This window comes from Mesorhizobium sp. M0815, assembly GCF_040319995.1.
Classification (GTDB): domain Bacteria; phylum Pseudomonadota; class Alphaproteobacteria; order Rhizobiales; family Rhizobiaceae; genus Mesorhizobium.
On the sequence record NZ_JAMYOU010000029.1, the window covers coordinates 21,056 to 44,531 of the forward strand.

Consider the following 23,476-nt stretch of genomic DNA (forward strand, 5'->3'; position numbering starts at 1 on the left):
GCCGCTGGAGGATGGGGACGGAGCCAACGCCCAAGACCGTGTTGGCTGGCCCTCCCCCTTGTCCAGCCGACCTCTCCCCGTATGAACGAGGAGAGGACGCCGGCTTCGTGCCTACCGCACGCCCTTTGCGGCCAGTTCCTTGAGCTTTGGCACGTCTTCCTTGACGATGATGCCCTTGCCGGTGTCGATGTCTGCCGGCAGCAGACCGATGTTCTTGGCGAGATAGGCTTCCATCACCGGCATGAAGCCTTGCATGTAGGGCTGCTGGTCGACTTGGACCTGGATGTAACCCGCTTCCATCTGTTGCAGGACTTCCGAGACGATATCGAAGCCGCCCATCAGCACCTTGCCCGGCTCGATGCCGCGATCGATCAGCACCTGGGCGACGTAGGCATGCCAAAGGCCGGTGTCGAAATACACCGTGGTGTCGGGGTGGGCAGACAGATAGGCGCCAACACGATCGGCGACGACGGCGCCATCTGTGCCGGTGTCGAGCCGTTCAATGACCACTTCGCGTCCGCCATTCGCGGCCTTGTATTCCTCAAGGAACTTCATGACGCCGGCAGCGCGCTGTTCCGACCAGTTCTGACCGGGCGCGGAGACGCCGACGAGCGCCCTGATCTTGCCTTCCTTGGGGAAGAACTCGGACATCTTCTTGCCGAGTTCGTAGCCGGCGGGAATGAAGCCCTGGCCGATGAAAGCCTGGCGGGCATTGCCGGCTGCTCCCTCGGTGTCGTCGACATTGGACGCGATGACCGTGACGCCGGCAGCGCGGGCGTCGGCGATGATCTGGTCGAAGGCATTGTTGTCGACGATCGAGGTGATCAGCGCGTCCGGGTTTGCCGCGAGCGCCGCCTGCATGTTGGCCGATTGTTGCTCGATCGAGCCTTCGGTCTGCGTGAAGACCATCTGGCAATTGGCCTGGATCTTGGCGCAGGCGTCGTCAAACCCCTTCTTCACAGCTTGCCAGAACGGGTTTGACGCCGACGAATGATGTGTGAAGACGATTTTCATCGGCTCCTGCGCGCGTGAGCCGATTGCCGAGCCTCCAGCCAGTACTGCTCCCAAGACTGCCGAGATAAGTAGCTTCTTCATGGTTCTCCTCCTCCGTAGAAAGCTGCTTCAGGTTCATTTTCAGAGAGTCGATGCGTCAGTCACCCGTCGAAGCGCCGTGAAGGCGCAATCGATCTCCGGGTTCAGTTCCATGCCGAGGCCCGGTCCGGGAGGCACGGTGATCATGCCGTTCTTCACCTGCGGCAAAGCGGTCACAAGATCGCGGTACCAGGTCTTGTAGAAGGCCCTGACACTCTCCTGGACAAGTGCGTTCGGCGCATTCAGCGACAGGTGGGTCGATGCGCCGAGCACAACTGGACCGGTGCAGTCGTGCGGCGCGACCGGCAGGTGCCATGCTTCAGCCATGGCAGCGATCTTGCGCGCCTCCGAGAGCCCGCCGCACCAGCTGATATCGAGCATAATGACGCCGGCCGCCCCGGTCTCGAGAAGGTCACGGAAGGCCCACCGAGAACCGAGCGTCTCCGAAGCCGATATCGGCGCCAGCGAAGCCTCGGCATAGCGTTTCAGGCTGGACAGGCTGTCCATCCTGATCGGATCTTCGTGCCAGAAGGTCTTGTAGGGGGCAAGCTCGCGGGCGATCTGCATGGCCGGCAGCAGCTGCCACATTGAATGGAATTCAACCATGATGTCCATCTTGTCGCCGACCGCATTGCGGATTTTCTCGAATGGCGCCAGCGCGGAATTCAAATCGGGCTGCGAAATATACAAGCCGCGCGTTCTCTCGCCGGCCATGTCGAAGGGCCAGATCTTCATGGCCGTGATGCCTTCCTCCAACAACGAATGCGCCAGTTCGTCGGCGCGGTGAAGGAAGCCGTTCAGATCATCATAGGCGTCGCCGGCCTTATCCAGCCCGTAATTGGCCGTCGTCTGGCCCGTGGCCTTCTTGATGTATTCGGTTCCAGCACACGTGTTGTAGGTCCTGACCTCGTGCCGGGTGAACCCGCCGAGGAGTTGTGCGATCGGCTGACCCGTGGCCTTTCCGAACAGATCCCAAAGCGCGATGTCGAAAGCGGAGTTGCCCCTGACTTCCGCGCCCGTCGATCGGAAACCGAGGTAGCCGACGAGATCGGCGGCAAGCAGGTCGATCTGCAAGGGGTCGCGCCCGATCACGCGCGGTGCGACATACTCGTGCAAATACGTCTCGATGGTTTCGGCCATGAAGAAGGTCTCGCCCAGCCCGACGAGACCTTCGTCCGTGTGAACCAGAACCCAGAGAAGGTTCGGCCGCTCCTTGAGCCGCAGCGTTTCCAGTTTCGTGATCTTCATTGCGCGCCCCGCTCCTCAGGCGATGCCGGCCGCCAGCAGGGCCTTGACGCTCTCGTCAAAATGCCTCGCCATCAGGTCACGAGCGGACTGGGGATCACCGGTCGCGATTGCTTCGGCGAGCTCGATATGGATCTGGATCATCGCCAACTGCTCGGCATCCGAAGGGCGGCTCCGCCAGCCGATCGGCCAGGTCTGCCGCGATACGCGCTCGAACGCGCCGACGATGAGGCTGAAAACCGGATTCTTTGCAGCCTTGGCGATTTCGATGTGAAAGGCGAGATCGTGCTCCATGACCTGTTCGGGCTGCTGGAAATTCTCGCGCATGGCGAGCGCGTGCGTCCTGATCCTTTCCACTTCGTCGGCTGTTCTGCGCAAGGCCGCCAGCATGGCGGTGCGGGTCTCAATCGTGCGGCGCACGTCGTAGATTTGCTGCACCGTGATCTGTTCCGTGTGGACGCCATGCTCGATCACCAGTGACATGGCGCCATAATCCAGCTCGGCGACGGTAGCTCGTCTGCCTGCCCTCAGGTCGATAAGCCGCATGGCAGCGAGCGAGCTGAAGGCCTCGCGAACCACGGTACGCGAGACGCTCAATTGTCTCGAAAGCGCTGGGCAGCCGGTCGCCGGGCCCGAGTTCATGCGCGCGAATATGGCGCGTGATCTCGCCGATCGTATTGCTGACCAGGCTCGCTGCGTCGGAATGTTTTGCGGATACGGCCGTGCTCACGCGATCACAGTTCAGAAGGGCAAACCTGTATAGTTCAGAAGGGCAAACCTGTATGGCAGGTTTTCCATATGTGTTGATAGTATGCAAGAAAGATGTATGTCAAGATCAGGCGGGCCGGCGTCGTCGCCAGGAGACCGATGGCAAGAGGCTTGCACGAAAGATGCTCTTGACGCGCCGGTCGGCCGGGTGCAGGAGCCCACGCGGTCGAGCAGGTGATCGTCTGCTTGGCGCGCTCGACATTCTCGTGAACAGCGGCGGGCCGCCGACCATGTCGTTCGAATTTTCTCGGCGGACGATTCACTGATATTTCGATCGACGCACCCCATATGGGTGGACAGAGTGTCACTTGAGGACTTGCCTATGTTGATTTCGCGTTGGGGACGGTTTGCAGTTTTGTTTGCGGGATTGTTCCTGGCATTTTCCATGGTCGCTGTGGATCACGCCGATGCGCGCCGTGGCGGCAGCTTCGGCAGTCGCGGCATGCGCACTTTCCAGCCGGTCCCGCCGACCAGGACGGCGCCACAGCCTGCCGCACCGGTCGAGCGCTCGATGACGCCCAATGCGGCAACGAACAATGCGGCCCGCCAGCCGCAGGTATTCCAGCGCCCAGGCTTCTTCAACGGTCTCGGTGGATCGATGATGCGGGGGCTGCTGCTCGGCGGCTTGATCGGCGTTCTACTGGGCCATGGGTTCGGCGGCCTGGCCGGCATGTTGGGTCTTTTGCTCCAAGTACTGGTGATCGGCGGCGCGATCATGCTGGCGATCCGCTTTTTCCGCTCGCAGGCGGCGCAAAGCCCGGCGCCCGCTATGGCCGGTGCCTCGCGGGGCACCGGGACCTTTGGGCGAAGTGCTGCAGCCCGGCCCGAGTCGAGCAACGCCACAGCTTTCGCCATGCCAGGCATTGGGTCAGGATTTGGCGGAACGAGCCAAGCCAATCCTTCCCAAGCCAATGCTGCCGATGAGATCACACTCACCCAAACCGACCTCGACACGTTCCAGCAAAGGCTGACGGAAGTTCAGGACGCATTCGGACGCGAAGATCATGTTGCTTTGCGCCGGTTGGCGACGCCCGAGATGGTGTCCTATCTGTCCGAGGAACTTGCCGACAATGCCAAAAAGGGCGTCAGGAACGACGTGTCGGACGTCAGCCTGTTGGAGGCCGATATTGCGGAAAGTTGGCAGGAGGGTGATCGCGACTACGCGACGGCTGCTTTGCGCTATGAGTCTCGCGACGTGACCCGCGATCGTATCAGCGACAAGATCATTGAGGGCCAGGCCGATCGGCCGACGGAGACGACCGAACTGTGGACCTTTACGCGCCAGAACGGCGCAGAGTGGAAGCTCGCCGCGATACAGCAGCCTGGCTGATGTGCTTGCCTTGATTGAAATGTCTGCCCAGAGGTTGTTCAGGTTTGCCGCTATCACTCGAAGGCCAAGCCGCCCTTTCCGGCGCTTGATCTTGGGTAGGGTCACGGTCAGACCACCGTATTTGTGAGCAGCATTGACCTTGTCTTCGCGTTCAATCCGTCACGGACTGATGCGGTAGCTCAGTAGGGCGCGTCGTCGCCGCGTCGGGCGGGTCAGTCAATCGATTCTTCAGCACATCAATGAGGCTGATGGTGATGGCGATCGCCGCGGGGCCGAGGACAAGGCCGGATGCACCGAACAAGACAATGCCGCCGACCGAGCCGATGAAGGCCACCACCGTGTGGAGGCGCAACCGATTCCCGACAAGCATCGGATAGAGCAGATTGTCGATGCCCCCGACAATTACGCCACCCCAGACGGTCAATATCGCCGCGCTGGCCCAAGCCCCCTCCAGTGCGAGATAGACCGCCGCGGGCACCCAGATCACAAACGCCCCGAGCACCGGCACGATGGCAAGAAGCCCCATGACAAGGCCCCAAAAGACCGGGGTGGACAGGCCGAGCCACCAGAACATCAGGCCACCCAATGTTCCCTGGACGGCGGCGACGAACACGGTGCCGAGCAGTGTCGCATGGACGGTCTCCGCAAAGCGGGACAAGATGTATGCTGTCTCCGGAGCGCGCAGGGGAGAAAGGCCCGCGACGGCGTTCAGGGCATGTTGGCGATCGCGCAGAAAATAGAACAGAAGATAAAATGTCAGGCCGAACATCGCGACCTGATAGATGGAGCCACGCAACAGCGATGTGCTTTGTCCCGTCAGCCATTGTACGAATGCTGCGACGGAGCCGGCTGGATCGAATTGGTTCTCAATCCATTGGGCAACAGCCGAAAGCGTGGGATAGCCAGAGATGAAGCCGTCTGCGTCCCAATCACGGACGACCTCCTCCAGATAAGTGGCTCCGTTTACCGCCTCGCGAACGAGCTGCTGTGCGACGAGTACCAGCGGCAGGCCGGCGGCAATCGCCGCGACGGTCACCGATATCAGCGCGGCCAAGTTTCGATTTCCGACCCGTCGCTCAACCCAGCGATGAGCCGGAGACAGGATGATTGCCAGGACGAGCGCCCAGGTCAAGGCGGGCAAAAAAGGCCACGCCAGCAGATAGCAGACATATAGACCGATCGCCGTCGCTGCCAGGACGCGGAGCAATCTCAATTGTTTCACGTCCGGCATCTGTTTCAGATCGGGCACCTCTCGCTGTCTCGCAAGCCCAGCGAGCCTAATGAGTTTCTTGAAAAAAGGGCAGCGTCGGCTGCGGTACTCCTGCGGTGAGGCTGCCGAGGAGGCGCCAATCTTATCGCCGTGCCGACGGCCCTGCCGCAACCGACCATGCCGCCGCTTCCGTTAGCCCTGTGCGCCGCCACCAATCTCGCGTAGACATGCCTGCCCGCATCCAGCGCTGCGACGTGAGAAACCCATGCGAATATTGCTGCATACCCTCTTCCTTTTCCTCGACCTCGCCGCCGCAGGCCTGTCCTCCGCCCGGGCCGCGGCGGGCGATTGCGGCGATGCCGCCGCCCTGGTGCAGCAGGCCTATCCCAAGGCTCGAAAGAGCGCCGACGGCACCTCGTTCACGCTTGAACCGCATACCAGCATCGCCTCAACGCTCCCGGAGAGCGAAGCGCCATTTGGCCTGGTCTGCAAGATCTGGCCAGCCCATGACGACCTGCTGTTGGTCGCGGTGCCACTGATCGACAGCGGTAACGGCGACCACCTGCATGTCGGCGATATCGAGCTTCTGGTCGTCGACAGGAAGAGCCTGCGGGTGCGCCAGCGTCTGCTCCAGCCCGGTCTGATGACCGATGATGCAATTGTCATCAGCAAGGTGGAATTCGACACCGGCCGTTATGCTCTGGCCCCCGATGTCACCGCATTCGGCCTACGCATCGAAATGGAACACCATTCGCTGACCGCTCCCTTCACTGAAACCGACCTGCGGCTCTACGCTCTCGCCCGCGGTGAACTCCACGTGGTGCTCGACGGCCTCGTGGTGGCCGGCTCTGGCGGCGACAGCAATGGTAGTTGCGCCGGATTCTTTCATTCCAGCCGGATCAGCCTGGCTATGAGCCCGGCGAGCCATCATGGCTATCACGACATTACCGCGGTTGAGCGGACAGATACCGACAATCCCTCCCCCGACCAGGATGGCGAATGCCAATCCCATCCCGGCAAGCCTGTGAAACGGACCTACAGCCTGCGCTACGACGGCAACCGCTATCCGGTTCCCACGGCACTCAAAGTGATGGGGTTGTGACGAGGCCGCGTCCTTGCCTTAAGTCGTCACTGCCATCAATTCCGGTTGAAAGGTATCGGCCATCAATTCTCTCGTGGTAGGGGCGCTCAAGAAAGCATCTTGCGGATGGATTTCGCGCCAATGCCGTCGACATTTGAGGTTCGCGGCTGCGGTGTTCTCTGCCACTGCCTTAACAGACTGGATGCGCCCGTTGGCGTAGGTGACGAAGACGAATTTGGCCGCACGGCGAGAGCACTGGCCGTCCCGCCTGCGGTCAGCGCGCCGCCGGTACCGAAATTCAGCCATGTGCGCTATCAGCTTAGGCGCCCGTCCAGCGCTCTGGCTCATGGCGCCGGGTGGGTGAACAGGGTTCGGAATAGCTCCTCCGCACGCCGCAGCCCTTCATCTGTCAGAACCACTGACTTCGCCTTGTTTGCTGGATTCGCGATCAGCCCCTTCCCGTGCAAGCGATCCAGAGCATCCCAATCCAACTCCTTCCAGGCGCGCCTCTCGTCATGCAGTGTCAGCCAAAGCAGGCCCAAAACAGTATCGTCAATGTTGTCGGTGTCGATCTCCATGCAAGCAGTCTAACACGCGAAGGCGTCTCTGCCACGGGCCACACCGGATGGTTACTCCTTGCCGCGAGGGTTCGGCTGAAAATAAGTGCTTCACTTAGGCGTCGCGTGTGCGACAGCGTCACTTGCGGGGCGACGAGTCGGGATCGGAGTTGATCATCGTGCCTAAGCGGCCGTGGCAGCCTTGCCGCTGGCAATGAAATGCGGATTGGCGAAATCCTCGTCATCGCTCTGGTTGCGCTTGCCGTAGGCGAGCGGCTTACCGTCCAGCGTACGCGTCATGCCGCCGGCAGCGCGTAGCACTGCGTCACCCGCGGCAGTGTCCCATTCCATGGTGCGGCCGAAGCGTGGATAGACGTCCGCCTCGGCGCCGGCGACAAGGCAGAATTTCAGCGATGAGCCGACCGAGACGATCTCGGCAGCGCCCAAGGCCCGGATATAGGCCTCGGTCTCAGGCGTGTTGTGGGACCGGCTGGCTACGACGGTCAGCGGCGCCACACCGGCCCTTGCCGAAATCGGCTGGCGATCGACGATCTCGTAGTCGTCATTGATCTCGATCGCTTCCGCCTTGCCCGGCCGGCCGGAAAAGAAGCGCCCGGTGCAAGGCGCAAAAACGACGCCAATCTCCGGCACGCCATGGCGAACCAGCGCGATGTTGACGGTGAAATCGGTGCGACGGTTGACGAATTCCTTGGTGCCGTCGAGCGGATCGATCAGGAAGAAGGCATCGCCGAGATCCGGCGCCATGATGCCGGCCGAAGCTTCTTCCTCGGCCACGCATGGAATCTCCGGAAATGCGGCGCGCAGCCCGGTAAGGATCATCTTTTCACTCTCGCGATCCGCCTCCGTCACCGGCGAACTGTCCGACTTGCTGTCGACCGCGCAGCCGGCATGAAACACGCGCATCACCTCGCGCCCCGCCGCTAAGGCAAGGCGCTCGAAGACGGCGAGCATCGCTTCGTCGTCAGATGCCGCCGCCGCTATCATATTGGTCTTCGGCAATGTCACGCTCGATCAGCCAGTGTTCCAGGGCCTCCACCATCTCCTCGGCTGATCTGCCGAGTGTCTTGAGGTGGATTTCGGGTTTTTCCGGCGCCTCATATGGTGAATCGACGCCGGTGAAATTCTTGATCTCGCCATTCAATGCCCGCGCATAAAGACCCTTCGGATCGCGCCTGGCGCATTCCTCGAAGGGGGTGTCGACAAACACCTCGACGAATTCGCCGTCGGCCATCAATTCGCGCGCCATGCGCCGCTCGGCGCTGAACGGCGAAATGAACGACACGATGACGATCAGCCCGGCGTCGGCCATCAGACGCGCCACTTCGGCGACGCGGCGAATGTTTTCGACACGATCGGCGTCGGTGAAGCCGAGATCGCGGTTGAGGCCGTGACGGACGTTGTCGCCATCCAGAATGTAGGTATGGCGCCCGGTGGCGAAGAGCTTCTTTTCAAAGAGGTTGGCGATGGTCGACTTGCCCGAGCCCGAAAGCCCGGTGAACCAGAACACCGCCGGCCGCTGGTTCTTCATATCGGCGCGGGCGCGCTTGCCGACATCGAGCGACTGCCAATGGATGTTTTCGGCGCGGCGCAGCGTGTGCAGGATCATGCCGGCGCCGACCGTGGCATTGGTGATGCGGTCGATCAGGATGAAGGCGCCTGTGGTACGGTTTTCGGCAAACGGATCGAAGGCGATCGGCGACCGCGTCGAGATGTTGCAGATGCCGACTTCGTTCATTTCAAGCGACTTGGCCGCCTCATGGGCAAAGTCGTTGACGTTGACCCGGTATTTCAGGTCGGTGACGGTGGCGCTGGTCTGGTCGGTCTCGGTGCGCAGGATGTAGGAGCGGCCGGGCAGCAATGCATGTTCGTCGAACCACACGATGTTGGCGGCGAACTGGTCGGCGACCTGCGGCCGCGCTGCCGGCGACACCAGCATATTGCCGCGCGAGACCTCGACCTCGTCGTCGAGGACGAGGGTGATGGCCTGGCCGGCGACAGCCTGCTGAAGGTCGCCGCCATGCGAAACGATGCGCCTGACACGGGAGGACTTGCCCGATTTCGCGACGACAACCTCGTCGCCGGGCGCAACCGAGCCGGAGGCGATGGTGCCGGCGAAACCGCGAAAATCGAGATTGGGACGGTTCACATATTGGACAGGAAACCGGAATGGCAATTCGACCGCGGCCTCGTCGACCGAGACAGTTTCGAGATGTTCGATCAGAGTCGGGCCGGAATACCAGTCCGTCCTATCGGAACGGCCAGTAACGTTGTCGCCGTAGCGGGCCGACATCGGAATGGGCACGATCGTCTGGAAGCCGAGTTCACGTGAGAACTGCCCGTAATCCGCGACGATCCGTTTAAAGACCGCCTCGTCGAAGCCGACAAGATCGATCTTGTTGACGGCGAGCACGATGTGGCGAATGCCCAGAAGCGAGGCAATGATCGAATGCCGCCTTGTCTGGCGCAGTACGCCCTGGCGGGCATCGATCAGCACGATGGCGAGATCGGCGGTCGATGCACCTGTCGCCATGTTGCGGGTATACTGTTCGTGGCCGGGCGTGTCGGCGACGATGAACTTGCGCTTTGGCGTGGCGAAGAAGCGATAGGCGACGTCGATAGTAATGCCTTGCTCGCGCTCGGCCTCGAGGCCGTCGACCAGCAGCGCGAAGTCGACGTCGTCGCCGGTCGTGCCATGCTTGCGCGAATCGCGCTCGAGCGTGGCCAGCTGGTCCTCGAAAATCTGCTTGGTATCGGAAAGCAGACGCCCGATCAGCGTCGACTTGCCGTCGTCGACCGAGCCGCAGGTCAGGAAGCGCAGCAGTGACTTTCGTTCCTGCGCCGCCAGATAGTCGCGGACGCCGTCGGTCGGGGCGAGGCTCTTGGCCATGATGTGGCGCATACTCAGAAATACCCCTCGCGCTTCTTCTTTTCCATCGAGCCGGCCTCGTCGCGGTCGATCAGGCGACCTTGCCGCTCGGAAGTGCGCGCCGTGAGCATTTCGCCGACTATCGCCTCCAGAGTGTCGGCTTCCGAGTCGATCGCGCCGGTCAGCGGATAGCAGCCGAGCGTGCGGAACCGCACCATCCGGTTCTCCACAGTCTCGCCGGGCCGCAATTGCATGCGCTCGTCATCCCTCAGGATAAGCATGCCGTCGCGCTCGACGACCGGCCGCTCCTTGGCCAAGTACAGCGGTACGATCGGGATGTCTTCCTGGAGAATGTACTGCCAGATGTCGAGCTCGGTCCAATTCGACAGCGGAAACACCCGGATCGATTCACCGGCAGCGATGCGGGTGTTGAAAATCTTCCACATCTCCGGCCGCTGGTTCTTCGGATCCCAGACGTGCTGGGCGTTACGGAACGAGAAGATCCGCTCCTTGGCGCGCGACTTCTCCTCGTCGCGACGGGCGCCGCCGAAGGCTGCGTCAAACCCGTATTTGTCGAGCGCCTGCCGCAGCGCCACCGTCTTCATCACATGCGTATGGGTGTTGGAGCCGTGGTCGAACGGATTGATGTCGTCACGCACGCCGTCTTCATTGACATGGACCAGGAGATCGAAGCCGAGCTTTTGCTGCATCTGGTCGCGAAAAGCGATCATCTCGCGGAACTTCCAGGTCGTGTCGACATGGAGAAAGGGAAAGGGTGGCTTGGCCGGATAAAACGCCTTGATCGCCAGGTGCATGAGCACGGACGAATCCTTGCCGACCGAATAGAGCATGACCGGCTTGGCGAAAGCCGCGGCCACCTCGCGAAAAATATGAATAGACTCGGCCTCGAGCCGCTGAAGGTGCGTAAGCGCGATGTTCATGGACTGTGAGCGTTCTTTCGTACCCATTTACGGAAGGGCCTGTATCGTCAACGGAGGCGACCTTTAGCCGCCCGGTTCAAGCTGCACTTCCGTATAATCTATTCTCGTGCAGGCGTTCTAGCAGATCGTTCCTGCCCAGACCAATGCAAGACAAGCCTGCGGCCGAATGGTTCGGGAATGAATTTTCCATACAGCCGGCAAAATCGGGAAATTCCTGCTCAGCGACGGATGCCGCTTAGGAGGTGCCGGAAAATATTGGCTAAAGCGCGTCGCGTTCGATCGGCCTCATGCGACGCGCTTTAAAGGCTCTTGTTTTCATGCAGGTCGTTATCGCAAAACCGCTGCACACTTTTGCGCGACATGCATTAGGCTTGGGAGGGTTGAGAGGCAGGAGCCGGCGGTCAGGGTGCTCGCCTGACAGTCGTCCGCCTCATTCAGCCAACGGCCAGCAGCGGCGACGAGATGGCTAAGACGAAGTTCCGATGGGAACAAGTAGCTTGTCACCGTTGTGGTCGATCTCGATCATCTCGCTCTTGCGGCCCAAGCGTTCCGCAAATCCTTTGTGAAAGATGATGGCGTTCATATAGGCAAAGGTCATCGCCAACGCCTCGGTTCGCAGCGGATAGTCGACCAGAGAATGAATGAGAAGAAACGATACCGAGAGGAATGCCGCCTTCTGAAGCGGGTCGCGGCGAACCCTGGCCAATGCAGCAAAAAGCAGTGCGAAATAGCCTACCATAAGTAAGATAGCAGGAATTCCGCCTTCGAAGGCTAGTTCAAGGTATTCATTGTGGGCATGATTTACGTATTGCTTGAAAATCATGCCCTCTCTTTCGTATATTTGGTAGGATTTTTGAAAATTCCCGAATCCGACACCCGTCGCCCAATTATCCTTGATCCCCTCGATTGTGGTTCGCGCAAATTCGCCTCGCCCGAACGCCGGGTCGAGCGCCTGTGCATCCAGCTTGGTCCAAACGCTCATCGTGTAGATCGAAAGCCCGATAAAAATCAGGAGAACGCTGAACCCACTCACCCTTGAACGAGCTGAGAGAAAGATCACGGATAATATTGTGATCGCCAGCCCGATCAGAACACCGGCGCGGGAACCGGCCGCCAAAAGAAGCAGCAAAAGCGCGATCAAACCGAAAGATCCAGACAAAAGATGTCCGCGGAACAGACCGTAATAGACGACGAAGGGGATAGACACAAAAAGCAACGCCGAAAAATGATTCACATTGGCAAAAAGCCCGGCATTGATCGTAAAAGGCAACAGTCCGACGATAGCGACGTCGTCTGAGAGCGAATATTGGATCGCTCCTGCCAAACCATTGCAGATAACCCCCATGAAGAGAAACGGAAGAAGCGCACTGACCTGCTCGGCACGCAGCCGCAATACGGCTAAAAAAAACGCTGCTGCGGCTAAGAGATAGAGCAGACTTTCGACCGTGCGGCCGACCCCAACGCTGATAAAGCGAAATCGGCTTTCTCCGACCCAGGGATCTCCGAGCAGCAGTTCCGGCCGCAACCCGTTGAATATGGCCGCGGGCAGTGGGACAATTTGCAAAAGGATCAACGCCACAGCGAAGACCAGCAGCCACAGGACGGGCCGGGGGATTCTCTGGTCGGGGGTTTGCGAGAAGACAGCCGCGGCCGAAACTATTGCCGCGATCTCGATCAGAGTGTCTGTGTAAAGACCGCTTGCAGTACCACCGCCGATCAGCAGCGATACAAACAGGACCGTGCCAAGGAGATATTTATCCCATTCCGACGGCCGGTCGTTCAAGATGGAAGTCTCTCAATGTTCAATTTGTGCATTACCAGAGTGCCGACATATCGAAATCGCCAGCTCTCGGCAATGGCGGCGGTATCCAGCTTCAACAATTGCATGGGGCAGGCAACCGGTCCGACCGAAAAATCCTGGCTAAAGGTCTGACGATTGAACGTGCCCTCCGGTATATTAAAGCGAGCTATTTCGTTCACCTGATCAACGCATCGGATCGACCAGAATAACTCTTTTGGAAGCTTCAGGTTTCTCGCGGAAGCAATCAACGATATTTTATACGAACCAGGGGGGAGTTCAATATATTGCCCGAGCGCCGCACTCTTGACCGGTGTGTTTAGAAACCGGACGGTCGCGCCCCCCTCGCCCTCGACCGCATCGCGAGACGTTGCAAACGAGATCTCCACCCCGGACTGATTGTTGATCTGCCAATCGAAAGGTTTGTGGCTGGACACCGGCTCGAAAGCACTATTGAAAATATATCCTGCCAGTTTCCGTTCTTCATCGGTAAGGCTGAAAAGAAATAGTCGATATGCTGGCTGATACTCCTTCTGGCTTATATAACCTTTGATCACGGCAGACAATTCGCTTGATGTCGGCGGTGCGCTTGACCCGGTCAAATCGAGCAGCAGCCGATTTGCCAAGTCGAGCCCACCGGGAGTTTTATCAAGGACGTCAAACACACTGGCTCGCCAAGGCGCCTCTGCCTCTATGGCCGTCAGCACGGCCCGGTACCCGTCAGGGTTTGAAAGAATTGCCGGAATGCCTGCGGCGATTGCCGAAAATTGGTCCGGCCATCGCCGCAACAATACGTCGATCTCGCCAACGGCCTTCGGCAAATCACCTGCTTCGATATTGCGGCTAATGGATCTCTGCAGCGCGTGGATCTCTGTTTTGGACAATTTTCGGGCTTGATCGAAAAGCATATAGGCTTCGTCTTTTTCGCCCTGTTGGTATTTGATCTCGCCAATCAGGCTATAGAGACGCGCATCCGCCAGATTGAAGGCGAGCGCGCCTCTGGCCCTGGCAAGCAATGCATCAAGATCGGGAGCATTGTTCGTATCGTTCAGGTCGCTGGTGATTTCAGCTATCAAGGCGTCGACGTTGAACGGATCCAGCGCAAGAGAGACGGTTGGCGTTTCGGTTTCAAGAAATCGACTTAGCCCGATCGAGGAAGCCACCAACACCAGAACGGATGCGACGAACCAAACGCTTGAACGCCGCAGATTTTGCATAAGCGGGCTGGCCTGCTCCATCATCGACTTTGCCCTCAATCTTCGGAGTACTCGTGTCCGTGCCGTAGTTGTAGTACTGATAGTTCATGTATTTGTAGGCGTAGTTGTAGTCGAATTTGTTCACCGCAAACTTTGACATCGCGGCTCCCACTACGTTTGCGCCGGCAGATCGCAGGCGCTTCAGCGCGGTCTTGGCCGACTTGCGTGTCACCTGATTGGTCGAGATGACCATCAACGTGCCCTCAGCGAGCCGGCTGAGAATAGGAGCATCGGAAAGACCGACGACCGGCGGCGCATCGATAATGACAAGATCGAAACGCTTGCCGAGATTGGTTATGATCAGAGCCATCTTCGGTGAGGAGAGCAGATCCGCAGGGTTTGGCGGGATCGTCCCAGAGGTCAAAACGGTCACATTGGGATATTTCGTTGCCCTGAAGATATTCGTCAGATCTTCCTTGCGAACGGTATTTGTCAGCAGATTGCTGAGCCCGATCGTGTTGTCGAGACCAAACAGGCGATGAAGGTTCGGCTTCCGAAGATCGCCGTCGACAATGAGAACTCTTGCGCCAAGAGCCGCAAAATCCTGCCCAAGCTTGAACGATGTGGTCGACTTGCCTTCCGACGGCTCCGAACTCGTGACGACCAGCGATCGTGGCGCGCCTTCCGCACCGGAAAATTGCAGCGACGTTCTAAGCGAGCGATAGGCCTCCGACAGCCCGGACTTCTGATCGGCAATGCTGGCTGAGAGCTCCCGATCGTCGACGAGGGGCAAGATACCCAGCATCGCCAACCCAAGCTCCTTTTCGATCTGCTCAGGACTGGTAAAGGTGTTGTTCAGCAGCTCGATGACATAAATGATCGATGCGCTCAGCGCCAAGAACAGAGCCATCGCGATCGCAAGATTGATGGTCAAGCGCGGCGAGTATGGGCGATCCGGCACCGCCGCGAAATCGACGATTGCCGCACTTTGCGTCTTGAGCTCGGAGCTGACACCAACCTCGTTCAGCTTGGCAATAAGGTTGTCATATTGTGACCTGTTCGAATCGACCTCGCGCTTGAGGATTGTGTATTTGATGTTCTTGTCGTTGAAAATAACCTGCTGCTTTTCCATCTCAGCAAGTTTTGACTTGAGGTCGGCCTCCTTGTTCTGCGCCTCCTGATATTTCAGCCGCAGTGAATCTGTAATGGCAAGCACGCCGTTGTTATAGAGCCGTTGCAACTCCTTGATCTGTGACTGAAGCTGCTGCATTTCGGGAAAACCGGGCTTAAGAATGCCCAGCTTCTGCTGATACTGGCTGGTCAAATCCGCCAGCTTTTCACTGAGCTTTTGCAGACCTTCGCTTTCCAGGACGGGGGCCAAGCTCGAACCGCGGCCTTTATCTATCTGGTCCACCACACGTCCAGCATCGAGACGATCCTGAATCGCAGTCGCAAGTGCGGTGTTCAGCGCCTCGATGTTCGATCCGATCAGCGACTTGTCGTCACCGGTTATCGTGATGCCGGCATCCTTCGCATACGCGACCAGTTCTTCTTCCGACTTCTGAAGCTTCTGCTTCACCTGCAGGACCTGTTCCTGGATGAACTGTCGTGCCAAATCGGATGTTTCGCTGGTCTGGTCGAGGCGTTGGTCAATAAAGCTTTGCGCGACCTGGTTGGCGATGTCGCTGGCATATTTCGGATTCTGATCAACAAAGGTGATCGAAAGCAGGCTGGTGTTGGTGACCAGACTGACCGCGAGGTCGTTTAGAATGCGCTTGATCGCAATCTCTTCACGCTCCTCCGGCGTTTTCTCCTGAATGGAAGGTGACTTGGAAATTCCGAAAGCGCGATACAAGATATTGCCGAGCGAGAAGTTCGGCGTAGGGAAGAGGAAATCCGGTTTTTCGCTCAGGCCAAGCTGGAAGGCAACACGCTGCGCCAGCGCACGGCTTTTAAGCTTTTCACGTGCGGTGAGAAAGGCACGTAGGTCGCTGTTTTCAGAAACCACCTCGATGTCTTGAAATATCTTGGCCGAAGGGACCAGCACTTCCAACTGCGTCGTTGCCTGGTATTTCGGCGTCTGCATCATCGTGATGATGACACCGGCGACAAGCCCGGCTGCCGCCATGATGACGAACAGCCACCGATACTGGACGACGTAAAAGAACAGCTTGAGCGGATTGAAACCCTGTTCCTGCTCCGAATAATCGCGACCGTAGGGGCTGTAGTTTTGCCCGCCGTCATAATAAAGGTCGGCGGACAAGGCTTGGCCATGTCCTGGACCTGCAATTTGATGCTGCCTGTTGCGATCGAGCATGGTGCGAAGTGATCCTATTCGACTGACCGGCTGCGGGCTATATCCCTGGGATGACGGCAATTCGCGCGGCACTGGAGGCTATGCCTAGCGCGTCCTTGAGATTGTTGACCGCAATCTTCGTTTTTGAGGCAAAGACGACAACCTTGTCACCACCGTAGATCCGCGGGTTACGGGCCTTGCCGGCACGAATTTCCTCCACGTTGTAATTTGCAACCAAGGTATTCTGGCCGATATTGCGATAGACGAAGACCTTGCTTGCATCCCCAACCGGGCTGAAATTTCCTGCCAGAGCAATCGCGTCAAGAAGCGAGGAGTTACTCGTCACTGGAAAGATACCGGCTCTGTTGACTTCGCCATCGACGGTTATGCGCTGCCCAATTGACTCCTTGACGAAAATCGTCACATCAGGCGACTGCAGGTAATTGGCGCCGTAGGCCGTCTCGATCTCTTGCTCCAGCTGACGGACGGTTTTTCCTGCCGCGGTAATGGTTCCGATAAGCGGAAGCGATATCTGGCCGCTAGAGTCGACTTGAACCGTTCTGCTCAAATTGTCGACCTGGAATACATTCACTTCGAGCACATCGTTCGGAGACAAAGGCTGCTCGCTGCCGTTCTGGGTATTTTGCGGTGCAGGCAGATCCTTCACTACCTTCAGCGCGCCGCCGCCCGAAAGTGGCGTCGATGACGACGTCAATTGCAGCGCATCGACCGAACTCGAGGAAGCAGATGTCGTCGACGAGGTGCTCGTGCATGCCGACATTGCAAGCGAAGCCAGCAAGACGAGTGTTGTGCCTATGTGGCTTTTTGTGAAATGAAAAATGCCCATCACGCTGTTCCGCCCTTGAATAGGCGGCCCAATCCTCCAAAACGGCCGGCGTTGCCGGCGGTTGGGTTCTTTGGACGTGCTTTGCCGACCGGCTCGATGGGACGGTTCGCCAATATTTCGCCTGGACGTTTCAATACCATGTTGCGGGCCTCGTCTTCCCCACATCGCTTGGCAGCAGCGGCAACCGCCTGTGAAAGCCCAGGGCGCCGGCGCGTGGCGCTATGAGTGTCCGACGCGATGATATCCACCCTGCCCTCGTCAATCAGCTTTTCCGAATAGTAAAGCGCCGTGCGTCCAAAAGCACCAACAATCGAGTCTGCGGTAAGCTGGATAAGGCAGCCGACCGCATTCAACCTCTCGATAACGTCGTAATTCGTTTTGATCCAGGTCAAACGCTCTGGATGAGTAAGAATCGGGATGAAACCGGCGTTTATGAGGCGTAGAGCAAGATCCTCCATTCGTGGAGGCAAGACATGATGCGGCGGTTCGAACAGAAAATAGCGGGACCTGTTCAAGGTCGGCACGCTGCCCGCCGCCAATTGGTCCGGAAGATCCGGCGCTATGTGAACATCGGCGCCGACGTAGAGAGCAAGTGGTATGGCGGCGCTACGCAGCGCCTGGTGCAACTCTTGAACCGCCCGGACAATGTTCGATGTTCCGTTCTCGTAAACGCCCGGCGTCACGTGCGGCGTGCACGCCATGTGGGTCGTTCCGTCGGCCACCGCCAGCCGGGCCATTTCCAGCGATTCGGCGAGGCTGGGCGAGCCGTCGTCGAGACCGGGCAAGATATGGGAATGCAGATCGATCATGGGCGTTTGTGACTGCAGGGAAGCAACGTAGCGACGGCATCCCCCAAAAAGATAAATGCGTCATTCGCAAGACAGCGAGTGACGCATTTGTCAAGTTCATGCGACGCGATGGATGCCAGGTCCCGGCTACCGGCGGACAGAGTTGTCGTCATCATGCAGGCCGATGATCAGCGCCAGATCGGCGGCAAAAGCTGCGCCTGATGTATCGAGCGTTACACACATGCCGCCCTCCCCAGGATTGACTTTGATCGTCGCGTTTACCGGACGGCGTATCTGAAACTTGCACCAACACGAAGCAGCGAAGCAAAGATTGCGAGTCGGCCATGATGCCTGGATGACCGGCACTTCGCCCTTCATCCCGGCATTCGCTAGCCTCAGACATCCGCTTGTCGCCTTGGCCTATGCGATCCAACTGATACGCCGGCTACGACACCAGCATACAGGCCAAGGCCATTCCGTCGCCAGAAACAGACACACAGCAGAAGCGCCATGCGCCTCTGCTGCTGTTGCCCTATCTACGGTCAGTTTAGTCGCTAACGGGTTGGCCGTGGTCATCATCCTGCGATAGACCCAGGCCAAGAGCGCCGAGAGCTACGCCGCCAAACACAATGGCCGGCGTGTAGTTGGTGGTGCTACCGCCGCCCGTTTGGGCGGTGTGCTCAGAACCGAGGACATTGAGGCAAATCTTGTTGTCGACGCGGGAGATGTCGAGGGTCGAATTGGCCGGCACGCTCAAATTGCAGCTGCCGACTTTAACCGAAGCAGACCCCTTGCCGCCAACCACGACGCGGCTGCCGAAATCAAGAGCGCCTCCCGCTTGCGCCGGACCATAGCCAGCCACCTGCGAGATCATCACATCACCATTGACATTCCCGATCGACCCGATCGGATTTACGCCCGTATAGGCAGTTGCACAGGTGCACGATCCATCCTGCGCGAAAGACGACACCGGGGCGAAGCCGGCCAACACAACAACTCCGGCCAACGCACTCTTCAAAACTAGGTTCATCCGCATCAATCCTTCTGTCCCACGTTACCTGAGGCCCACCCAACCATCAAGATAGTCAAATGCGCGTAACAGCTTTTCGCGTCAATTCCAACCCGTTTCGCAGATGCGAGATAATTTTTGGTTTCGGTGTGGTTGATTGAACACACCATTAGTGCATCGAAATGTATCATCTTTACTGCCGGCCGCAATAGAGCGGGTTGCCAACGAGCAATCCGGCGTTCCTCGCAATCGCTCCGAGGCCTTGCACAGGCCGCGGCCGACAACGTCCTGATGTCGTCCACCGGGCCTTTCGTCCGAAGGCAGGAGCTACGAGCCTGGCGCGCAAGACTTGTAGGTCGAGCCCGCCTGCGCGGGCTGCCCGCACAGAATGCCGGCCTCGACGAGCTTTGCGGCCAGATCCGTGCCGTCGGAGGTGAGGCACTGCACGACGACGGCGTCACGGAATTTCGGCGCGACGTTGCCGTCGCATGGCGTCCCCAAGCCTACGGGTTTGCATGTCAAGGCGAGTCCTTGATAGTCCCGGCGCATGGCCTCGGCGACCATGGCGCGCAGTGACTGGGGCTTGGTAAATGCGACGCCGCACAGCACGATCTTGCGGCCGGCGACCCGCAGATCGTCGATTGATTGGATGGCAAGCTTGCCACCGAACGATGTGAGGACTTCCACGGGCTCCGGCGCGGGTGTGCGAATGTTTGTTCCCTTGTTGATAACGACAAAAAGGAAGCCGCCCGCAAATGCCAGCGCGATGAATGCAAGTGCGGCTATCTTCCCGATCGACAATTCCCACTCCCCGATTGAACAATCAACGCGCGCAAACGCGCGGCGGTTTCGGTCTCAGGGCGTCCGTACTGTCCGGCTCGAAGAGCAGCGTCTGGAGCCTGCTCGCGATGCCGCCGAATGTCGGACAGCAACATCGGCACGCCAAGCGCGGCTTCGCCTCTTCAACAGTGGTCGGCGACCCCTCAAGAGGGGACGGGATCTCGGCGCGGCAGCAAGCGCCATATCAAATCAGCCCTTCCCTTGCTTATGGCAAAGGAAAGAAACCAGGCGCCCCGGCCGGCGGTCAAGCAGTGCGGCTACCGCGGCCACGGCGCCGAAGGGCACGGGAGACAAAGTCAGGCGCGCGAGCCCCGAAAGCGGGCCGAAGGCCGCGGCGAGCTTCTCGCGAATTTCGGATGCCGTCATCGGATCGTAATTCATGACCGATTGGAAAGAGTTCATTTCGCGATCGATCGTCAACCCCGCCTCTTGTAGCGCAGCGCGGTAGGCCGTCAGCGTGAAAGCATTCTCTCCGCCATAGAGCTGATGCAGCGGATGAGAGCGCAAAAATGGTTCGAGCTGATTCGGCCCGGATATCACATGGTCGCGCAAGGACAGGAACGTCGCGCCGTCCCGGGAGAGGCGCGCAACTTCGCGGCAGAACGCCGAAAGATCATGCGCATGATGCAGCACTTGCCTGGCAACGACCAGATCATAGCCGGCGGCGCTCAACGGGATAGCTTCGCCGAAGGCTTCGAGCACATCGATGTGCGTGCCTGTCCTTTCGGCAAGCGTCCGGATTGCGGCGGCACCGACAAGCGCGCTGGGATCGGGCTCGACAGCGGTAACCGACCAACCCTCGCGCGCCAGGGCATAAGAGAGGATGCCGTTGCCGGCGCCGAGATCGAGAGCGCGGCCGGCCTTGCGCGGGATCATGCTGCGAACCGCCTGAAACTCCGCACTTTCGTGGTAGCGCCGCGCCGCGGCAACCGGATCATCGAAATAGGCGGCGCGGGCCAGATCTTTCATCGACGGCTCGCTCATGCACCAGCGAACGGCGTCTTCCCATGTCATGGCTGTTTCAGGCATCGGAAAAACCCATCTGCCCGAGCACCCGCGCCCGATTTGCTGCAGCAACTACGCAAGGTGGCACGTTCTTGGTCGCAACCGAACCCGCTCCTGTCATGAAGCCTTCACCAATCTCGCTCTTAAACTCTTAAACACCATTGCCGCTGCCGATCGAATTCTGCGCAAGCCTTCGCTCAAAGAAGATTGAAAAATCTCCTTAGCTGTTGCTCCTTGCTGTATTCGGTGCGGATCATCGCGTGACCGTCCACCGCAATACCCTTCCAGGAGCCATCGCCAAGGGTCCGCTCAATGAGAGCGACGGCGCTTTCGGCATCGTCATAGACTCGCATGGTGTGCCCGTCCACCATTCCAGGCGGATAATTTCCGGCGTCGGTGAGAAGCAGCGCTCGCGCCCCCATAGCCTCAAAGCAGCGCATATTGCCGCGATCGGCTCCCGCCATATCGATGGCGGCATTGATAACGATCTTGGCGCGGCCGAGCTGTTCGTACATCTTCCGTCCAAAAACAGGTGCATTAGCTACGCGTCTTATCGATTTTGGCTGCCGCACGGCCGCAAGCGGCCCGAACCAACCCAAGGGCGTGGCCGCGAGTCTCGAATAGCGCGACTCTTCCAGATGAAACACGACTCGATGCCGTGTTCCAAGTTTCGAAACGGCATCAAGAATGTCGCGGCGGCGTTGATGATGCCGACTGAACCCGCCGAAAAAAAGAACATCTATGTCACGCTCCGGATTGCCGGCGTAAGCGTCCAGCTCAGGGTCGTGAGCCGGAAAGAACTCGGCGGTGCGAATCCCCATGTTCTCGTAGCTGGCCCGGATGGACGGGAAATTCGACACGATAAGGTCATAGGCAAGCAGATCTGCTTTGCCTGGCGCAGCGCGCCAGGCAATTGTTTTTTTGACGTGGTCCGGCAATCGTTTCAGGAACGCGCTGTCATAACGAATTGGATCGAGGTTGTAGAAGACCTCGGTGCGATTTGCTTCAATCTGCGCGAGCAGGATGTCGGCCAGCGTCGTATCGTTGCGAAGGCCATTTTCGTTCGCCCAAGCACGCTGCAAACGCTCATTATCGCCATTCGTAAAGAAAACACCCGGTGCGTTATCCAATACCGGCTTTAATAAATGAGAGGCACCATATCTGTCGCGCAAAAAAACCTCCCTTTGCGCCTCAAATCGATCCTCCGGTTTGGTCAGCAAAGCGAGCCGGGAACTATAGCTCGGAGTCGTGCCAAAATTCTGGAATAGCCTCATGTGCTTCCTCTTTTGAGGTCTTGAAAATGGCACTGGTGGACAAAAGTCTTGATGCCTTGCTCAGGCACATTGGTGGTCGAGGCGATCGCACATCGCAGAGGAATTGTCTCGCAGCGAAGCGGCCTCAATGAAACTGCCACCACGGCAGGCAAGCGGAACTCATAGGATGGAACCGGATGCGGCTAAGCGAACGCCTTTAGTGCATCGGCGACAGCTTCTATCTGGTCTGCCGTCATCTCCGGGAAAATCGGCAGAGACAGGATGCGAGACTGCATTCGGTGCACTACCGGATAATCCTCTGGTTTACCATCAAGATGCGCATAGCACGGCAGAAAGGGCAGACCGCGCGGATAGTTGATTACTGTTTGAATGCCGCGGGATTTGAGGAAAACGGCCAGTTCGTCGCGCCGATCATGGCTTATGACGTAGAGGTGCCAGACAGGATCGCGGTCGTTGCCAATATGGGGAAGGTCGAACCCCGGCAGATCGGCAAGCTTGTGTTGATATTGCGCCGCTATGGCGCGGCGCGCGTCGGTCCAGCCGGCAAGTCGCTTCAACTTCACCGACAATACCGCGGCTTGCAATCCGTCGAGGCGGCTGTTGATGCCTTCGATCTGGTGATCGCCTTTGACGAGGCCGCCATGGCGGGCAAACATTGCCATCCGATCGGCCAACGACTTGTCGGAGGTGACGATCGCGCCGGCATCGCCCATCGCTCCGAGATTTTTCCCAGGATAAAAAGAGAAGCTCGCCGCGACCCCAAACGTACCGACCTGACGGCCTTTGAAGGTAGCGAGATGGGCCTGAGCACAATCCTCAATCACCCATAAGCCATGTTTGGCCGCAACCGCCATTACACCATCCATATCGGCCGGCTGGCCATAAAGATGAACCGGAATGATGCCGACCGTCCGATGCGTGACCTTGTCGGCTAATTTTGCGACATCGATGGTGTATGTGGAAGGATCGACATCGCAGAAGACAATTTTCGCGCCGGCCTGCGTCACGGTTTCGCTGGTCGATATCCATGACATCGCCGGCACGATCACCTCATCTCCCGGTTTCAGCCCGAGGGCCACCATGGCGATGTACAAGGCGTCTGTTCCGTTCGCACAGGACACGCAATGTGGAACACCTATCGCTTCGGCAAACTCTTGCTCGAATTTCTCGACGAAAGGCCCTCGAATGAATGCTGACTGGGAAATGACACTTGCGATCGCAGCATCGATCTCTGGCTTGATGGTAAGATACTGCGCATGCAGATCGGCAAACGGTACATGTGTCGTCGATATTTCCACCGCGTCCATGATGT

21 protein-coding genes and 1 pseudogene are annotated in these 23,476 nt (G+C 58.7%); 3 read left to right on the plus strand and 19 right to left on the minus strand.

All coding sequences use genetic code 11. The features are described from left to right. Positions 1–111: 111 nt before the first annotated feature. The 3 genes and pseudogenes from NKI01_RS25050 to NKI01_RS25060 form a co-directional block, all read right to left on the minus strand. Positions 112–1,095 (minus strand): sugar ABC transporter substrate-binding protein, encoded by a 984-nt coding sequence (locus tag NKI01_RS25050; RefSeq protein WP_502896359.1) that lies wholly within the window; start codon positions 1,093–1,095, stop codon positions 112–114. 39 nt (positions 1,096–1,134) lie between these two features. Next, the gene (locus tag NKI01_RS25055; protein ID WP_352965055.1) at positions 1,135–2,340 is read right to left on the minus strand and encodes a mandelate racemase/muconate lactonizing enzyme family protein; all 1,206 of its coding nucleotides are present in this window, start codon (positions 2,338–2,340) and stop codon (positions 1,135–1,137) included. 15 nt (positions 2,341–2,355) lie between these two features. Next, a pseudogene (locus NKI01_RS25060) lies at positions 2,356–3,067 on the minus strand (FadR/GntR family transcriptional regulator). Positions 3,068–3,430: 363 nt separating this feature from the next. Between NKI01_RS25060 and NKI01_RS25065 the strand changes: the two are divergent. Then, the gene (locus NKI01_RS25065; RefSeq protein WP_352965100.1) at positions 3,431–4,435 is read left to right on the plus strand and encodes a TIM44-like domain-containing protein; all 1,005 of its coding nucleotides are present in this window, start codon (positions 3,431–3,433) and stop codon (positions 4,433–4,435) included. Between the two features lie 151 nt (positions 4,436–4,586). Here the strand turns inward: NKI01_RS25065 and NKI01_RS25070 are convergent, their stop codons facing one another. Next, on the minus strand, positions 4,587–5,684 hold the full coding sequence (locus NKI01_RS25070; RefSeq protein ID WP_352965057.1) for an AI-2E family transporter: 1,098 nt from the start codon (positions 5,682–5,684) through the stop codon (positions 4,587–4,589). A gap of 226 nt (positions 5,685–5,910) precedes the next feature. On the opposite strand from NKI01_RS25070, the gene NKI01_RS25075 reads away from it, so the two are divergent. Beyond that, positions 5,911–6,747 carry a PA3715 family protein gene (locus NKI01_RS25075; RefSeq protein WP_352919077.1) on the plus strand — a complete coding sequence of 279 codons (837 nt, stop codon included), beginning with the start codon at positions 5,911–5,913 and terminating at the stop codon, positions 6,745–6,747. 323 nt (positions 6,748–7,070) lie between these two features. On the opposite strand, the gene NKI01_RS25080 is transcribed toward NKI01_RS25075, so the two are convergent. The 13 genes from NKI01_RS25080 to NKI01_RS25140 all read right to left on the minus strand — a co-directional run bounded on the left by NKI01_RS25080 (position 7,071) and on the right by NKI01_RS25140 (position 20,854). Next, positions 7,071–7,304 carry a DUF6429 family protein gene (locus NKI01_RS25080; protein ID WP_352965058.1) on the minus strand — a complete coding sequence of 78 codons (234 nt, stop codon included), beginning with the start codon at positions 7,302–7,304 and terminating at the stop codon, positions 7,071–7,073. A 162-nt stretch (positions 7,305–7,466) separates the two neighbouring features. Further along, a complete protein-coding gene (cysQ, locus tag NKI01_RS25085; protein ID WP_352919144.1) occupies positions 7,467–8,255 on the minus strand; it encodes a 3'(2'),5'-bisphosphate nucleotidase CysQ in 789 nt (262 codons plus the stop codon). Positions 8,256–8,265: 10 nt separating this feature from the next. Further along, positions 8,266–10,203, minus strand: coding sequence for a sulfate adenylyltransferase subunit CysN (gene cysN / locus NKI01_RS25090; RefSeq protein ID WP_352919079.1), 1,938 nt, complete (start codon positions 10,201–10,203; stop codon positions 8,266–8,268). 2 nt (positions 10,204–10,205) lie between these two features. Beyond that, on the minus strand, positions 10,206–11,111 hold the full coding sequence (gene cysD, locus NKI01_RS25095) for a sulfate adenylyltransferase subunit CysD (RefSeq protein WP_352919081.1): 906 nt from the start codon (positions 11,109–11,111) through the stop codon (positions 10,206–10,208). A 466-nt stretch (positions 11,112–11,577) separates the two neighbouring features. Further along, the gene (locus NKI01_RS25100) at positions 11,578–12,894 is read right to left on the minus strand and encodes an O-antigen ligase family protein (protein ID WP_352965059.1); all 1,317 of its coding nucleotides are present in this window, start codon (positions 12,892–12,894) and stop codon (positions 11,578–11,580) included. Next, on the minus strand, positions 12,891–14,150 hold the full coding sequence (locus tag NKI01_RS25105; protein ID WP_352919085.1) for a tetratricopeptide repeat protein: 1,260 nt from the start codon (positions 14,148–14,150) through the stop codon (positions 12,891–12,893). The genes NKI01_RS25100 and NKI01_RS25105 overlap by 4 nt, the downstream gene beginning before the upstream one ends. After that, the gene (locus NKI01_RS25110; protein WP_352919087.1) at positions 14,038–16,422 is read right to left on the minus strand and encodes a GumC family protein; all 2,385 of its coding nucleotides are present in this window, start codon (positions 16,420–16,422) and stop codon (positions 14,038–14,040) included. Before NKI01_RS25110 ends, NKI01_RS25105 begins: the two co-directional genes overlap by 113 nt. Positions 16,423–16,459: 37 nt before the next feature. After that, on the minus strand, positions 16,460–17,248 hold the full coding sequence (locus tag NKI01_RS25115; protein ID WP_352919089.1) for a polysaccharide biosynthesis/export family protein: 789 nt from the start codon (positions 17,246–17,248) through the stop codon (positions 16,460–16,462). Next, the gene (locus tag NKI01_RS25120) at positions 17,248–18,057 is read right to left on the minus strand and encodes a tyrosine-protein phosphatase (RefSeq protein WP_352895528.1); all 810 of its coding nucleotides are present in this window, start codon (positions 18,055–18,057) and stop codon (positions 17,248–17,250) included. Before NKI01_RS25120 ends, NKI01_RS25115 begins: the two co-directional genes overlap by 1 nt. A gap of 126 nt (positions 18,058–18,183) precedes the next feature. Next, complete coding sequence (locus tag NKI01_RS25125; RefSeq protein ID WP_352919091.1) at positions 18,184–18,414, minus strand: hypothetical protein; 231 nt, start codon at positions 18,412–18,414, stop codon at positions 18,184–18,186. Positions 18,415–18,583: 169 nt separating this feature from the next. Next, positions 18,584–19,066, minus strand: coding sequence for a hypothetical protein (locus tag NKI01_RS25130; RefSeq protein WP_352919093.1), 483 nt, complete (start codon positions 19,064–19,066; stop codon positions 18,584–18,586). A 306-nt stretch (positions 19,067–19,372) separates the two neighbouring features. Then, the gene (locus NKI01_RS25135; protein ID WP_352965060.1) at positions 19,373–19,846 is read right to left on the minus strand and encodes a hypothetical protein; all 474 of its coding nucleotides are present in this window, start codon (positions 19,844–19,846) and stop codon (positions 19,373–19,375) included. A 228-nt stretch (positions 19,847–20,074) separates the two neighbouring features. After that, positions 20,075–20,854 (minus strand): class I SAM-dependent methyltransferase, encoded by a 780-nt coding sequence (locus tag NKI01_RS25140; protein WP_352965062.1) that lies wholly within the window; start codon positions 20,852–20,854, stop codon positions 20,075–20,077. A gap of 43 nt (positions 20,855–20,897) precedes the next feature. Between NKI01_RS25140 and NKI01_RS25145 the strand changes: the two genes are divergently transcribed. Then, on the plus strand, positions 20,898–21,101 hold the full coding sequence (locus NKI01_RS25145) for a hypothetical protein (protein WP_352965063.1): 204 nt from the start codon (positions 20,898–20,900) through the stop codon (positions 21,099–21,101). On the opposite strand, the gene NKI01_RS25150 is transcribed toward NKI01_RS25145, so the two are convergent. Both NKI01_RS25150 and NKI01_RS25155 read right to left on the minus strand, forming a co-directional pair. Next, complete coding sequence (locus NKI01_RS25150; RefSeq protein WP_352965064.1) at positions 21,088–22,164, minus strand: glycosyltransferase family protein; 1,077 nt, start codon at positions 22,162–22,164, stop codon at positions 21,088–21,090. The two genes, NKI01_RS25145 and NKI01_RS25150, sit on opposite strands and share 14 nt — an antisense overlap. Before the next feature lie 182 nt (positions 22,165–22,346). Beyond that, positions 22,347–23,471: a DegT/DnrJ/EryC1/StrS family aminotransferase gene (locus tag NKI01_RS25155; protein ID WP_352965065.1), complete on the minus strand. Its 1,125-nt coding sequence runs from the start codon at positions 23,469–23,471 to the stop codon at positions 22,347–22,349. Positions 23,472–23,476: the final 5 nt, after the last annotated feature.

What these genes read in the sequence shown, in the direction of transcription:
- NKI01_RS25050 (WP_502896359.1), bottom strand. Translation starts at nt 1,095, where the DNA reads ATGAAGAAGCTACTTATCTCGGCAGTCTTGGGAGCAGTACTGGCTGGA.
- NKI01_RS25055 (WP_352965055.1), bottom strand. Translation starts at nt 2,340, where the DNA reads ATGAAGATCACGAAACTGGAAACGCTGCGGCTCAAGGAGCGGCCGAAC.
- NKI01_RS25075 (WP_352919077.1), top strand. Translation starts at nt 5,911, where the DNA reads ATGCGAATATTGCTGCATACCCTCTTCCTTTTCCTCGACCTCGCCGCC.
- NKI01_RS25080 (WP_352965058.1), bottom strand. Translation starts at nt 7,304, where the DNA reads ATGGAGATCGACACCGACAACATTGACGATACTGTTTTGGGCCTGCTT.
- cysQ (WP_352919144.1), bottom strand. Translation starts at nt 8,255, where the DNA reads ATGCTCGCCGTCTTCGAGCGCCTTGCCTTAGCGGCGGGGCGCGAGGTG.
- cysN (WP_352919079.1), bottom strand. Translation starts at nt 10,203, where the DNA reads ATGCGCCACATCATGGCCAAGAGCCTCGCCCCGACCGACGGCGTCCGC.
- cysD (WP_352919081.1), bottom strand. Translation starts at nt 11,111, where the DNA reads ATGAACATCGCGCTTACGCACCTTCAGCGGCTCGAGGCCGAGTCTATT.
- NKI01_RS25105 (WP_352919085.1), bottom strand. Translation starts at nt 14,150, where the DNA reads ATGATGGAGCAGGCCAGCCCGCTTATGCAAAATCTGCGGCGTTCAAGC.
- NKI01_RS25110 (WP_352919087.1), bottom strand. Translation starts at nt 16,422, where the DNA reads ATGCTCGATCGCAACAGGCAGCATCAAATTGCAGGTCCAGGACATGGC.
- NKI01_RS25115 (WP_352919089.1), bottom strand. Translation starts at nt 17,248, where the DNA reads ATGGGCATTTTTCATTTCACAAAAAGCCACATAGGCACAACACTCGTC.
- NKI01_RS25120 (WP_352895528.1), bottom strand. Translation starts at nt 18,057, where the DNA reads ATGATCGATCTGCATTCCCATATCTTGCCCGGTCTCGACGACGGCTCG.
- NKI01_RS25125 (WP_352919091.1), bottom strand. Translation starts at nt 18,414, where the DNA reads ATGAAGGGCGAAGTGCCGGTCATCCAGGCATCATGGCCGACTCGCAAT.
- NKI01_RS25130 (WP_352919093.1), bottom strand. Translation starts at nt 19,066, where the DNA reads ATGAACCTAGTTTTGAAGAGTGCGTTGGCCGGAGTTGTTGTGTTGGCC.
- NKI01_RS25140 (WP_352965062.1), bottom strand. Translation starts at nt 20,854, where the DNA reads ATGAAAGATCTGGCCCGCGCCGCCTATTTCGATGATCCGGTTGCCGCG.
- NKI01_RS25145 (WP_352965063.1), top strand. Translation starts at nt 20,898, where the DNA reads ATGGCTGTTTCAGGCATCGGAAAAACCCATCTGCCCGAGCACCCGCGC.
- NKI01_RS25150 (WP_352965064.1), bottom strand. Translation starts at nt 22,164, where the DNA reads ATGAGGCTATTCCAGAATTTTGGCACGACTCCGAGCTATAGTTCCCGG.
- NKI01_RS25155 (WP_352965065.1), bottom strand. Translation starts at nt 23,471, where the DNA reads ATGGACGCGGTGGAAATATCGACGACACATGTACCGTTTGCCGATCTG.